We start from the raw sequence: 13,196 nt of genomic DNA on the forward strand, positions 1-13,196 counted from the left end.
GAAGTCTCTTGGGTATCGCCCCGGGCCGCTTGCAGGCCGACATTGTCGCCGATCCGGCGTGCCGATGCTTGAACCGCAGCCCAAGGCGGTGGCCGGCAAACCCCGACAGCGGCGTTTGGGTACCCTTGAATGCGCGTCCACGCCGCGAACGTCCGAACCGAAGGGAGTCCCCGATGTCCCGAGCACTCGTGATCTTCGTCCATGGCTGGAGCGTGACCAGCACCGATACCTACGGCCAGCTGCCCGCGCGGCTGCGCGCCGAGTCCGAGCGTCGCGGCGGCCCTGCGCTCGACATCCACCACGTCTACCTGGGCCAGTACGTGAGCTTTCGCGACGAAGTCCGCGTGGCCGACATCGCCCGCGCCTTCGATGCCGCGCTGGCCCCGGTGCTGGCCGAGGCCGGCGGAAACCGCCGCTTCGTGTGCATCACCCACTCCACCGGCGGCCCGGTGCTGCGCGAATGGGTCGAGCGCTTCTTCGTCCAGCCCAAGCGCCTCGACACCTGTCCGATGAGCCACCTGGTCATGCTGGCACCGGCCAACTTCGGCTCCGCCCTCGCCCAGCTGGGCAAGACCCGCATCGCCTCGCTGAAGTCGTGGTTCCAGGGCATCGAACCCGGACAGGGCGTGCTCGACTGGCTGGAACTGGGCAGCTCCGAGGCGAACGCGCTCAACCTGCGCTGGATCCACGACTATCCCAAACTCAAGCTCACCCGCAGCGCGAACCCGCTGTTCCAGTTCGTGCTGACCGGCGACGCGATCGACCGCAAGCTCTACGACCACGTGAACTCCTACACCGGCGAGCCGGGTTCGGATGGCGTGGTGCGCGTGTCCTCGGCCAACCTCAACGCCTGCCACCTGGTGCTCAGGCAGCCCGGAACCCGCGAAGGCGAGGCGCTGCCCAGCGCGCGCAAGCGCCTGCGCTCGCTTGAACCGGTCGACGACGCCCGCGCCGAACGCACCGCGTTCCGCATCATCCCCGGCACCGCGCACTCCGGCGACGCGATGGGCATCATGCGCAGCGTCGCCAACGACGACCGCCCGCACCCCACCGTGGATGCGATCCTGCGCTGCCTGGCCGTGCGCGACCACGCCACCTACCAGGCGCTGTGCAACGAATTCGACGCCGAGAACGAACTGCACCAGACGCCCCAGCGCCGCGTCGAGATGGAGCGCATCCCGGTGCTGCCAGACCGGGCGCACATCACCGACCCGCACGCGATGGTGATCTTCCGCCTGTTCGACCAGGAGGGCGCACGCGTGGACGACGTCGACCTGCTGCTGACCGCCGGACCGGCCGACGACCCCAACCAGCTGCCGTCGGGCTTCCTGCGCGACCGCCAGGGCAACCGGCGCAGCGGCGCGGTGTGCTTCCAGTTCAACCATGCCGTGCTGGCCGGCTGCGAGCCGATCCTGCGCCCGGATGGCCGCGTGGCGCGGGGCGAACTGATCCCGCGCCCGCCCTATGGCCTGCGCCTGGATCCGCGCGTGCAGGAGCGCTTCGTGGAGACCTGGCAGGCCGCCTACACCTCGGACATGGGTGGCCTGCTGCAATGGATCCAGCCCAACCAGACCACGATCATCGACATCCACCTGCAGCGCATCGTGCGCAGTGGCGTGTTCAGGCTGACCCGCAGCCTGGCTGCGAGGGACTTCCGCCGCGATGAACTGGGGCCGGCGATCGCCGGGAAACCGTGAAGACCGGCTAACGCATCGCCGACCGACGGGCGCTAGCATCGGGGTTCGTGAGCCAGACCCTGTGGAGGCCCCATGCGCTATGCCAACGACCCCGACGGCACCCGCCTGCCGATCAAGATCGACACGACCAGCAATGGCGAGTTCACGCCGGTGCCGCTGGCCCCGGAACACCACCACGCCAACCGGCTGGCGCGGGAAGCGGCCGAGGCCAACGCACAACGGCTTGGCCTGTCACGCCGAGGCTTCCTGGTGTCGGCCTGCGGTGCGGCCACCACGCTGCTGGCGATGAACACCGCCTACGCGGCGGTCGGCAAGCGCGGCGGCTTCTTCCAGCTTGCCGGCGAGGCGAGCCTGGACGCCGATGCCGCGGCGGCGTCGGTCAACGGGAACGAGTTCATCTTCGACGTGCAAGGCCACTTCGTGAACCCGACCGGTACCTGGACGCGCCGGCTGCCCGAAGGCGCCACGCCGCTGTCGAGTTTCGAAACCGAATTCTGTGCGGCCGCCGAACTCCCCGGCAACCTCGATCGGCTGCAGTGCTTCGGCCCCGACGCCTTCCTGCGCGACATCTTCATGGATTCCGACACCTCGCTGATGGTGCTGTCGTTCGTGCCGTCCACGCGCGAGGGCGAGCCCCTGACGATCGAGGAAGCCGCAGCGACCGCGGCGATCGTCGAGGGCATGAAGGGCACGCACCGGATGTTCCTGCACGGCCGCGTGAACCCGAACCAGCCCGGCGACCTGGAGGACATGGAACGGCTGGCGCGCGAGTTCGGCATCAGCGCGTGGAAGACCTACACCCAGTGGGGTCCGGACGGGGCCAGCGGCTTCTGGATGGACGACGATGTCGGCCTGGCGATGATCGAGCGCGCCCGGGCGCTGGACGTGAAGAACATCGCCATCCACAAGGGCCTGCCCTTCGGCCGGCGCAGCTATGAACACAGCACCTGCGCCGACGTCGGCCGGGTGGCGAAGCGCTTCCCGGACGTGAACTTCCTGATCTACCACTCCGGCTTCGTCACCGACCAGGCCGAGGGGCCCTACGACCCGCAGCGCAGCGACGGCGTGGATTCGCTGATCACCTCGGTGCTGGAAGCCGGCCTGGGCCCGGGCAGCAACGTGTACGCGGAGCTGGGCTCGACCTGGCGCTTCCTGATGCGCGACCCGGATTCTGCCGCGCATACGATGGGCAAATTGCTCAAGCACCTGGGCCCGGACAACATCCTGTGGGGCACCGACTCGATCTGGTACGGCAGCCCGCAGGACCAGATCCAGGCCTTCCGCACGTTCCAGATCTCCGACGAGTTCCAGGAGCGCTACGGCTACCCGGCGATCACGCCGGAGATCCGAGCGAAGATCTTCGGCCTCAATGCGCTCGGCATCTATCCGGTCGAGGAGTCGGTGCTGCGCGAGCACCTGCCCGGCGATGCGATCGCCCGGGCGCGAGCGGAGTACCGCCAGCGACCCGACCCCAGCTTCCTGACCTATGGGCCGAAGACCCGCCGCGAGTTCCTGAACTTCAAGGCCTGGGGCGGCTGAAGCGCGGGCTGTCGTCCTCAGGCGGCGGCAGCCCCTGCTCGGCGGCTGCGGCATCGCGACCGGTTTCGCATGGGGCTTCGGTGGCCCGGACCGGGGCACCGGAGGGCGCGCGGCGCTGTTGCGCCACCGCCACGCCGCCCAGGATCAGCGCGCCGGCGATCGCCATCGGCACGGTCAGGGCCTCGTCGAGCACCAGCCAGGCCCAGGCCACGCCGAACAGCGGCACCAGGTAGGTCACCATGACCGCGCGCGAGGGCCCGACCTTGCCGATCAGGCGGAACAGGAACGCATAGGCGATGCCGGTGCAGACGAAGCCCAGCAGTGCTGCAGCGCCCCACGCCGGCAGCGACACCGGTGCCTGGGGCCAGTGCCACAGCGCGAAGGGCGCGAGGAACACGGTCGCGCCCAGCAAAGTCGCGGCGGCCACCGCGATCGGCGGCAGGCCGGCCAGGTAGACCCGCACCAGGTTCGCCGCGACCGCGTAGCACAGCGACGCCGCCACGCCGGCCAGCGCCGCCGTGGTCACGTCCATGCCCGCCGCATTGCCGCCGGCCAGCACGACCACGCCGGCGAAGCCCGACAGCAGGCCGATGCCTTTCCTGAGCCCGATCTTCTCGCCGAACATCACGAAGGCCACGACGGCGGTGAGCATGACCGTGGTCGCGTTGGCGATCGCGCTGATGCCCGCCGGCGCGCGCGCGGTCGCCCAGGCGAAGAGCACGAACGGCAGCGCGGAGTTGAGGATGCCGATGGCCCCGAGTCGCCACCAGTGGGGAGCGATCTGGCGGCGCCCCAGCCACAGGAACGGCAACAGCACCAGCGCGCCACAGGCCACGCGGATGAAGGCCAGGGACGCCGAGCCGATCTCGGGCGAGGCGATGCGCATCAGCAGGAAGGAGCCGCCCCAGATGATGCCGAGCAAGGTGAATTCGGCCGCGATGATGAGATCGCGCCAGCGGCCCGGGGCCGGAATCTGGGAGGGTGGTTTCATCGCGGAAGTTTAATCGACGCGATGATGGATCGCCGCCTCCACAGGCGGAAACCAGTCTCCCGAAAAGCAGGAGGCGCACCCTCCCGGATGCGCCCCTCGACCCTGGTCAGGGTTTGGAAGCCTGGATCGGAAAGGCCCCTGCCTCAGCGGATCGACGGATCCAGCTTGCGGATCGCGCGGGCCAGGTCCATCTCGCCGGTGCGGTCGATGTCGTCACGGTCGAACGCGCGACCCGACAGGCAGCGTTCCTGCTCCAGACGTGCATGGTTGCGCAGGCGGGTACCGGTTTCGCGGACACAGCCACCCGCCTTCGCGGCGTCCTTGTCCTTGCTGTCGGCCTCGTCACGCTCCGAGGCGGACTGGATCGGCGCCTGCGGCTGCACCTGGGGCTGCGCCATGGCTGCTGCCGCCCAGGCGAGCGCCACGGCGGGTACGAGCGTGCAAACGATGCGTTTCATGGCGGTTTCCTCCAGTCGGACCTACACCAATACTTATCACGGCTGGCGCATGCATGCCGTCAAGCCGCGCCGCGGTGTCAGCCAGGCTTCATCTTTGGACCCGGGGCGTCAGTCGCGCAGCATCGGCAGATCCAGCCCCTGCTCGCGCGCGCAAGCCTGCGCCTCCGGATAGCCGGCGTCGGCATGCCGCATCACGCCGGTGCCCGGATCGTTCCACAGCACCCGCGCCAGGCGGCGGTCGGCGGCCTCGGAGCCATCGGCCACGATCACCACGCCGGAATGCTGGCTGTAACCCATGCCCACGCCCCCGCCGTGGTGCAGGCTGACCCAGGTGGCGCCGCCGGCCACGTTCAGCATCGCGTTGAGTAGCGGCCAGTCCGACACGGCGTCGGAGCCGTCCTTCATTGCCTCGGTCTCGCGGTTTGGACTGGCGACAGAGCCCGAATCGAGATGGTCGCGCCCGATCACCACCGGGGCCTTGAGTTCGCCGTTGCGCACCATCTCGTTGAACGCCAGGCCCAGCTTGTGGCGCAGGCCCAGGCCCACCCAGCAGATGCGCGAGGGCAGCCCCTGGAAGGCGATGCGCTCGCGCGCCATGTCCAGCCAGCGGTGCAGGTGGGGATCGTCGGGGATGATCTCCTTGACCTTGGCGTCGGTCCTGTAGATGTCCTCGGGGTCCCCGGACAGCGCCACCCACCGGAACGGGCCAACGCCGCGGCAGAACAGCGGGCGCACGTAGGCCGGCACGAAGCCGGGGAAATCGAACGCGTTCGCGCAACCCTCGTCCTTCGCCATCTGCCGGATGTTGTTGCCGTAGTCGAAGGTCGGCACGCCCATCTGGTGGAAGGCCAGCATCGCCTCGACATGGACCCGCATCGAGCGCTTCGCGGCATCGCGCACCTGCTCCGGGCTGTCCTTCTGCGCCTGGAGCCACTGCTCCACGCTCCAGCCCGCGGGCAGGTAGCCGTGGACGGGGTCGTGGGCGGAGGTCTGGTCGGTCACCGCGTCGGGCCGCACGCCGCGCCTGACCAGCTCCGGCAGCACGTCGGCGGCGTTGCCCAGCAACGCGATCGACTTCGCCTCCCCGGCGCTCGTGTAGCGCTCGATCCGCGCCAGCGCGTCGTCGAGGTCGTCGGCCTGCTCGTCGACGTAGCGGGTCTTGAGACGGAAATCGATGCGGCTTTGCTGGCATTCGATGTTCAGGCTGCAGGCACCCGCCAGGCTGGCCGCCAGGGGCTGCGCCCCCCCCATGCCGCCCAGTCCGGCGGTGAGGATCCACCGGCCCGCGAGGTTGCCGGCGTAGTGCTGGCGGCCCATCTCGACAAAGGTCTCGTAGGTGCCCTGCACGATGCCCTGGCTGCCGATGTAGATCCAGCTGCCGGCGGTCATCTGGCCGTACATCATCAGGCCCTTGCGGTCGAGCTCGTGGAAGTGCTCCCAGTTGGCCCAGGCCGGCACCAGGTTCGAGTTCGCGATCAGCACGCGCGGCGCATCGGGGTGGGTGGGGAACACGCCGACCGGCTTGCCCGACTGCACCAGCAGGGTCTGGTCGTCGTCCAGGCTGCGCAGCGCGTCCAGGATCGCGTCATAGCTGGCCCAGTCGCGGGCCGCGCGGCCGATGCCACCGTAGACGACCAGGTCCTCCGGCCGCTCGGCCACCTCGGCATCGAGGTTGTTCTGGATCATCCGGAACGCCGCTTCGGTGAGCCAGGACTTGCAACTGCGCTCGCTGCCACGCGGCGCGCTGATGCGGCGCGAGGCGTCGTGGCGCGGGTCGGCCGCGTCCGCCCGGGTGATGCAGGTTTCGTCGATCAGGGACATGGGTGCTCCGGCAAGGACATCGAATCAGCCCATCAGTATAAGGACCCGCCCCTCGCCCTGCCCGGACGCCACGGACCGGGCAAGGGCCAGCCGGCGGCACGTCCCGGGTCGGCTCGGGGGTAGGAGTTTTCCTACACGCCCATCCAGCCTGGTCCTACACGAACCCGGGTCGCCGGCCGATGCCGCCCGGCTTGGCAGCGGACCATGCTGAAGGTCCGGCATGCCACGGAGGCGATGCAATGCTCGATGCCAACCACGGCGACCTGCACGACCTTCCCGAACTGGGAGTCGTCGCCGTGTGCGCGGCATCGCCGGGCCTCATGCTTTCGGCCTCGGGTCCACGCCCGCTACCGTGGCATTCCGTTGCCCTGGATTTCCACCGCATCGACCCGGAGCCGGTCAGGCAGTTGCAGGGGTTGGCGCTCCCTCCGGTGCAGTCGCGCGGCATCGCGATGATCGCCGCCGGGCACCTGCTGCGCTTGCGCGAGGGCAACCGTTTCCTGGTCGCCGTGGAGAACACCGCGAGTCCCCGTGCGCCGCGGCCGGGGGAACTCAACGACGGACAGTTCCTTTGCGAAGTGGCGCAGGCCGCGGACTGCGGCATCGTGCTCGACCTGGATCGCCCGCTGCCGGTCTGTGGCAATTCACGCCGTAGCGTGCTCGGCGTGTTCGACGCCCTGCCCGCCCCAAGGGTCATCGCAGTGCGGATCGGCGAGCGCAACCTGGAACGCCACCGGGCCCTGCTGGCGGCGGTGGTGGGCAGGCTTCCGCGGCTCAAGGCGATCCTGGTGACCCGTGCCGACGCAGGCGATGGGGTCGAAACGTTCGCATCGCCATCCTTCGAAGGCCTCGAGGCCATCTGGCAGCGCCGCGGGCGCGCCTGCCGGCAAACCGGCGGGCGCCTTCATGCATCCCCCTCCCGCAAGGACGCCTCTGCCAGTCCGCCCATGCCCTATCCCGATGGCTTCTCCCGCTCCAGCCGTCCCGGCTCGGGGCGTCGGCAGCGGGGGCCCTACGCCCACCTGCAGCCGGGTTGAGCCTTCGCCCGGGCCGGCGTCGTGGGACACAGTGTCCACACCCGAGCGCAAACGACGCACACCACGTCACGCCGCGGTGGGTTAAAGTTCCGGACTCTCGATCCGACACCCCCTCCGGACGCGCCCATGTCGAACCACCGCCGCGTTGCGTGCGTACTTCTCGTCGTATTGCTGGTCGCCTGTGGCGAGCGGGGTGGCAATGAAACCGGGCAGGACGCACCGGGTCCCGCCGAAGTCGAGGTCCAGGCGCTGAAGCAGGTGCTGCAGCCGCGGCGCGTCAGCGCACCTGCCAGCGTCGAGGCCCGCAACGAGAGCGAACTGTCCTCCGACATCAGCGCACGTGTCCAGCGCATCCATGCCGATGTCGGGGCGACGGTGGCCGAGGGCGACCTGCTGCTGCAACTCGACGACACCGACTACCGCCTGGCCCTGGCGCAGGCCGATGCCCGCGTGGCCTCGGCACGCTCCCGGGTCGCCCTGGCGCGGCAGCGGCACGAGCGTGGCCTGGCCCTGGTCGAACGCCAGTTCATCTCCCAGGACGAAGTGCTGCGCTCGATACCGAGCTGCAGGCGGCGCAGGCCGACCTGGCCGTCGCGCAGGCCGACCGGCGTGTGGCCGCGCGCAATGTCGAGAAGTGCCGGGTCACCGCGCCGTTCGATGGCGTCGTGCTCGAGCGCATCGCCCAGGTCGGCAACCTGGCCCCGGCCGGATCGCCACTGCTGCGCCTGGTCGACCTGGCCGAGGCCGAGGTCGAGGCCAGCCTGCAGGCGGAGGATGCCGACAGCCTGGCGCAGGCGCACGATCTGGTGTTCGAAAGCGAAGGTCGCCAGCACCCGGTGCACCTGCTGCGGGTCACAAGCGTGGTCGAGCGCAGTGCCCGCACCCGCGTGGCCCGCTTCGGCTTCGACGGCGCCGGCGCACCGACCGGCAGCACCGGCACACTTCGCTGGCAGCTACCGGCCACGCAGCTGCCGGCTTCGCTGCTGGTGCGCCGGGGTGCCGAGCTGGGGGTGTTCATCGTCGAGGACGACAGCGCCCGCTTCGTGCCTGTGCCGGGGGCGAGCGAGGGTCGACCGTTCCGTGCCGAGCTGCCGTCGGGCGCGCAGGTGGTGACCAGCGGCCAGCAAGGTCTCAACGACGGCCAGGCCGTGTCGACGCGACCGCAGGGCGAGGCCGGCTGAGATGGGGCTGCTGCGTGCGTTGATCAGCAACCATCCGCTGGCCAACATCTTCTTCGTCGTGGTCATCGCGATGGGCCTCATGGCCTACCTGTCGATGCCGCGCGAGCAGGACCCGGAGATCAACTTCAACTGGGTCAACATCACCACGGTGCTGCCCGGTGCCAGCGCCGAGGATGTCGAGGAGCGCGTCACCAACCCGCTGGAGGACGCGATCCGCACCGTGCAGGACGTGCGCTGGGTGGTCAGCTCCTCGCGCGAGGGCGTCAGCAACATCCTGGTGCGCTTCTTCGACATCAACGAGCGCACCTTCGACAAGCGCGTCAACGACCTGCGCCGGGAAATCCAGAACAAGGCCAACACCGAACTGCCGGTCGAGGTGATCGACCCCAACATCCTCGAGATCACGACGTCCAACGGCTTTCCCACCGCGATGGTGGTGCTGACCGGGCAGGCCGACGACGAACACCTGCGCTATGCCGCGCGCACGGTGCGCGACGACCTGGAACAGATCCCGGGCGTGGACAACGTGCTGGCACTGGGCTTCCAGGAGCCCGAGTTGCAGGTCGAATTCGACCCGGGTGCACTGGCCTCGCGCGGCCTGACCGCGTCGACGTGGCCGACGGCCTGCGTGCCTGGTTCCAGGACACGTTCGCCGGCAAGGTGCGCACCAGCGGCGGCGAATGGCTGGTGCGCGTGGTCGGCACCACCGCCGACCCGGAAGCCGTGGCCGGCTTCCATCTGCAGGCGCCGGGAAGCGCGCAGGCCCGCGTGCCGCTGGATGCGGTGGCGACGGTCCGTCGCGGCAGGGAGATCCCCCGCCAGCTGGCAGGCATGGACGGCCAGCCGGCAGTCCTGATGAGCGTCACCAAGGCCAGCGGCATCAATACGCTCGACCTGGTCGACGACATCCGCGCCTACATCGACCAGCAGAACACGGTGCTCGAGGGTACCGGCCTGCACTTGTTGCTCAGCGACGACCAGACCATCCCCACGCGCACCGCGCTGGGCGTGATGCAGAACAACGCGCTGATCGGCCTGCTGCTGGTGCTGGCGGTGTGCTGGGTGTTCCTGGGCTCGCGCATCGCCAGCCTGGTGGCGCTCGGCGTGGTGTTCTCGATCGCCGGCACGTTCTGGATCCTGTCGATGACCGGCTCCACGCTCAACATCTCGGTGCTGCTGGGCATCGTCATCGTTCTGGGCATGCTGGTCGACGATGCGGTGGTGGTGGTCGAGGGCATCTACTACCGGATGCAGCGCGGCATGGAGGCGCTGGAGGCGTCGATGCAGGCGCTGCGCGAAGTGGGCCTTCCGGTGCTGGCCGCGGTATCGACCACGATCGCGGCCTTCCTGCCGCTGATGCTGTTGCCGGGCATCGTCGGGAAGTTCATGTTCGTGATCCCGTTCGTGGTCACGATCGGGCTGCTGGTCAGCCTGGTCGAGGCCTACTGGATGCTGCCCGCACACGTGGGCACGCTGGGCCGCCATGCCATCAGCCGCTCGCGCAGCCAGGTCCTGCGTGAGAAGTACACGCACTGGGTGCGCATCAACTACACGCGCGCGCTGATCCGCGTGATGCGCTCGCCCGGGCGGTACCTGCTGGTGGCGCTGGGCCTGTTCCTGGCCGCGGTCATGGCGCTGGGCAGCGGGGTGGTGAAGTTCCAGTTCTTCTCCTTCGACCCGCTGCGCATCTACTACGTCAACGTCGACATGCCACCCGACGCGCCGATCGAGGACACGTTGCGGCAGACGCTGGCCGTCGAGCAGGTGGTGCGCAGCCACCTCCGCGACGAGGAGGTGCGTTCGGTCGTGTCGATGGCGGGCATCAAGTTCACCGACGTCGAGCCGGTCTATGGCGACCGCTACGGGCAGATCGCCGTGTCGCTGAGCCCCGATGCGCGCGGCATGCGCGGGTACGACGAGATCATCGATGGCATGCGCGAGGCCGTGGAGGCCACGCCTGGGCGCGCGGAGATCTCGTTCCTGCGCATGTCCGGTGGGCCGCCAGCCGGGAAGGCGGTCAGCGTGAAGGTGCGAGCCGATGACTTCGACGAGTTGCGCCGTGCCGCCGAGGCGGTCAAGCAGATCGTCGCCGGCATCCCCGACGCGCTCGACATCACCGACGACGACGACCCGGGGCGCGACGAGCTGCGCCTGCGCGTGGATGTGCTGGCCGCACGCAATGCCGGACTGGACCCGGGGGCGGTGGCGCGCCTGGTGCGGCTGCATGCCGACGGCGAGGTGGTGGCCGACATGCGCGACCGCGGCGAGAAGCTGGAACTGCGGGTGCGGGCGGAGCCACGGACACTGGACCAGGTGCGTGGCCTGCTTTCCGACCCGGTCGCCCTGCCCGATGGCAGCATGACCCGGCTGGGCGCGCTGGTGGAGGCCGAGGAGCTGCGCAGCCCGGGGCAGATCCGCCACTGGAACCTTCGCCGGGCGATCACCGTGGAGGCCGACCTCGCGCCCGACGGCATCGACGCGGTGGCCGCGAACCGGATCCTGGTGAATGAATGGGAAGCGATTCGCGGCCAGTTCCCGGGCACGGACCTGGACTTCTCCGGCCAGCTCGACGACATCGAGGAATCGCTCAACGCGATGGGGGGGCTGTTCCTGCTCGGAATCGGCCTGATCTACCTGATCCTCGCCGCCCAGTTCCGAAGCTATTTCCAGCCCCTGCTGATCCTGGTGTCGGTGGTGCTGGCCTTCATCGGCGTCGTGATCGGCGTGATGGTGTCGCGCCAACCGGTATCGCTGTACACGCTGTACGGTGCGGTGGCGCTGACCGGCATCTCCGTCAACGCCGCCATCGTCCTGATCAGCGCGGCCAACGACCGTCGCGCGGCCGGCATGCGCACCCTGCACGCCACGATCTATGCCGCCCGCCGTCGCGTCATCGCGGTGATGATGACCACCGCGACGACGATCGCCGGCCTGTTCTCGCTGGCCGTGGGACTGGGTGGGAAGTCGCTGCTGTGGGGGCCGGTGGCCTCGGCGATCGTGTGGGGACTGGGCTTCTCGGCCCTGCTGACCCTGTTCGTCATCCCGACGCTGTACCGGTTCTTCATGCAGCAGCCCTCGTGGCATGCGCGCTGGCGAGGACGACGCGCCAGCGCGGCGCGGAGCGCGGCGCGGGGCTGAGCCTGGCGGACTGTCATCGGGTCGTAGGCAGGCACGTGGCATCATTGCCACCCATGAATCCACGCATGTTCGCCTTCAGCCTGGCACTGGCCCCACTGCTGGCCGCCTGCACCGCCGCACCGCCGCCCATCGTCGACGAACCTCCCCTCGGACAGCCCGCCGTCGTGCTGGTGTCGCTGGACGGATTCCACCCCGACTACCTGTTTCGCGGCAACAGCCCACATCTGGATGCCCTGGCCGAACGGGGCGTTCGCGCCCGGTGGATGCAGCCGGCCTACCCGACGCTGACCTTCCCGAACCACTACACGCTGGTCACCGGCCTGCGTCCTGACCGGCACGGCATCGTCGACAACACGATGCAGGACCCGGAACTGGGTGGCTTCTGGCTGTCCAACCGCGACGCAGTCGGCGACGGTCGCTGGTGGAGCGACGGCGAGCCGGTGTGGATCACGGCGAACGCCCACGGCCTGCGCTCCGCGACGATGTTCTGGCCGGGCTCGGAGGCCGACATCGCCGGCCGCCACCCCGACCATTGGCATCCCTACGACGGCAGCGTGGCGAAGGACGACCGGGTCGGGCAGCTCCTGGCATGGCTGGACCTGCCTGCCGGCGAGCGCCCACACTTCATGACGCTGTACTTCGAGCACGTCGACTCGGTGGGACACGCCGTCGGCCCCGAGGATGAAAGGATCGAGGCCGCGGTGCGCGATGTAGACGCCGCGGTGGGAAACCTGCTGCAGGGCATTGCCGCGCGCGGTCTGGAGGACGAGGTCAACCTCGTGTTCGTGTCCGATCACGGCATGGCGCAGACCAGTCCGGAACGGGTGGTCTTCGTCGACGAGCTGATTCCACCGGGCAGTGCAAGCATCGTCAGCATCGGCAGCGCGCTGGGCCTGAACCCGCGCGAGGGCCGCGCCGAAGAGCTCGAGGCGGCGCTGCTGGGGCGGCACGAGCGTTTCGAGTGCTGGCGGCGCGAGGACATGCCTGCGCGCTGGCACTTCGGCAGCCACCCGCGGGTGCCCGCGCTGATGTGCCAGGCCGACACCGGCTGGCGCTTCATTTCGCGGGAGCGCGCCGCGCGCCGGCCCGGCGGTTGGGAGGCCGGCTTCAACCTCGGCTCGCATGGCTTCGACCCGGCCGATCCGAGCATGCGCGCACTGTTCATTGCCGCCGGCCCGGACATCGCCGAGCGACGCGTGGTCGAGCCCTTCGAGGCCATCCACGTGCAACCCTTCCTGCTGCGCCTGCTGGGCATCGCGCCGCTGGCGGACGTGGATGGGGACGCGGCGGTGCTCGACCCGGCGCTGGCGGGTCGCAGGCGCCGATGAACCCGG

The 13,196-nt window shown here is 69.6% G+C and carries 8 protein-coding genes and 2 pseudogenes; 6 read left to right on the plus strand and 4 right to left on the minus strand.

The genetic code is table 11. The features are described from left to right. Positions 1-173: 173 nt before the first annotated feature. Entirely contained in the window at positions 174-1,697 is a 1,524-nt protein-coding gene (locus FU658_RS02850; RefSeq protein ID WP_147890687.1) for an esterase/lipase family protein, read from the plus strand. A gap of 72 nt (positions 1,698-1,769) precedes the next feature. Beyond that, complete coding sequence (locus tag FU658_RS02855) at positions 1,770-3,236, plus strand: amidohydrolase family protein (protein ID WP_147890688.1); 1,467 nt, start codon at positions 1,770-1,772, stop codon at positions 3,234-3,236. A 109-nt stretch (positions 3,237-3,345) separates the two neighbouring features. Here FU658_RS02855 and FU658_RS02860 read toward each other — a convergent pair. The 3 genes and pseudogenes from FU658_RS02860 to hutU form a co-directional block, all read right to left on the minus strand. Continuing rightward, positions 3,346-4,227 (minus strand): annotated as a pseudogene (locus FU658_RS02860) (DMT family transporter); the annotation flags it as partial. A gap of 143 nt (positions 4,228-4,370) precedes the next feature. Beyond that, positions 4,371-4,685, minus strand: coding sequence for a hypothetical protein (locus FU658_RS02865; RefSeq protein WP_147890690.1), 315 nt, complete (start codon positions 4,683-4,685; stop codon positions 4,371-4,373). A gap of 108 nt (positions 4,686-4,793) precedes the next feature. After that, entirely contained in the window at positions 4,794-6,506 is a 1,713-nt protein-coding gene (hutU, locus tag FU658_RS02870) for a urocanate hydratase (RefSeq protein ID WP_147890691.1), read from the minus strand. 239 nt (positions 6,507-6,745) lie between these two features. Here hutU and FU658_RS02875 point away from each other — a divergent pair, with 239 nt between their 5' ends. After that, complete coding sequence (locus tag FU658_RS02875) at positions 6,746-7,543, plus strand: DUF692 domain-containing protein (protein WP_147890692.1); 798 nt, start codon at positions 6,746-6,748, stop codon at positions 7,541-7,543. Between the two features lie 81 nt (positions 7,544-7,624). Here FU658_RS02875 and FU658_RS16145 read toward each other — a convergent pair whose 3' ends face one another. Continuing rightward, entirely contained in the window at positions 7,625-8,038 is a 414-nt protein-coding gene (locus tag FU658_RS16145; protein WP_255505361.1) for a hypothetical protein, read from the minus strand. Positions 8,039-8,154: 116 nt separating this feature from the next. Here FU658_RS16145 and FU658_RS14260 point away from each other — a divergent pair, with 116 nt between their 5' ends. The 3 genes and pseudogenes from FU658_RS14260 to FU658_RS02890 all read left to right on the plus strand — a co-directional run bounded on the left by FU658_RS14260 (position 8,155) and on the right by FU658_RS02890 (position 13,190). After that, positions 8,155-8,724: an efflux RND transporter periplasmic adaptor subunit gene (locus FU658_RS14260; protein ID WP_187265872.1), complete on the plus strand. Its 570-nt coding sequence runs from the start codon at positions 8,155-8,157 to the stop codon at positions 8,722-8,724. A gap of 79 nt (positions 8,725-8,803) precedes the next feature. After that, positions 8,804-11,862: pseudogene (locus FU658_RS14990) on the plus strand (efflux RND transporter permease subunit). A 65-nt stretch (positions 11,863-11,927) separates the two neighbouring features. After that, positions 11,928-13,190 (plus strand): alkaline phosphatase family protein, encoded by a 1,263-nt coding sequence (locus FU658_RS02890; protein ID WP_255505362.1) that lies wholly within the window; start codon positions 11,928-11,930, stop codon positions 13,188-13,190. Positions 13,191-13,196: the final 6 nt, after the last annotated feature.

Source organism: Alkalisalibacterium limincola (assembly GCF_008017755.1).
Lineage (GTDB): Bacteria > Pseudomonadota > Gammaproteobacteria > Xanthomonadales > Xanthomonadaceae > Alkalisalibacterium > Alkalisalibacterium limincola.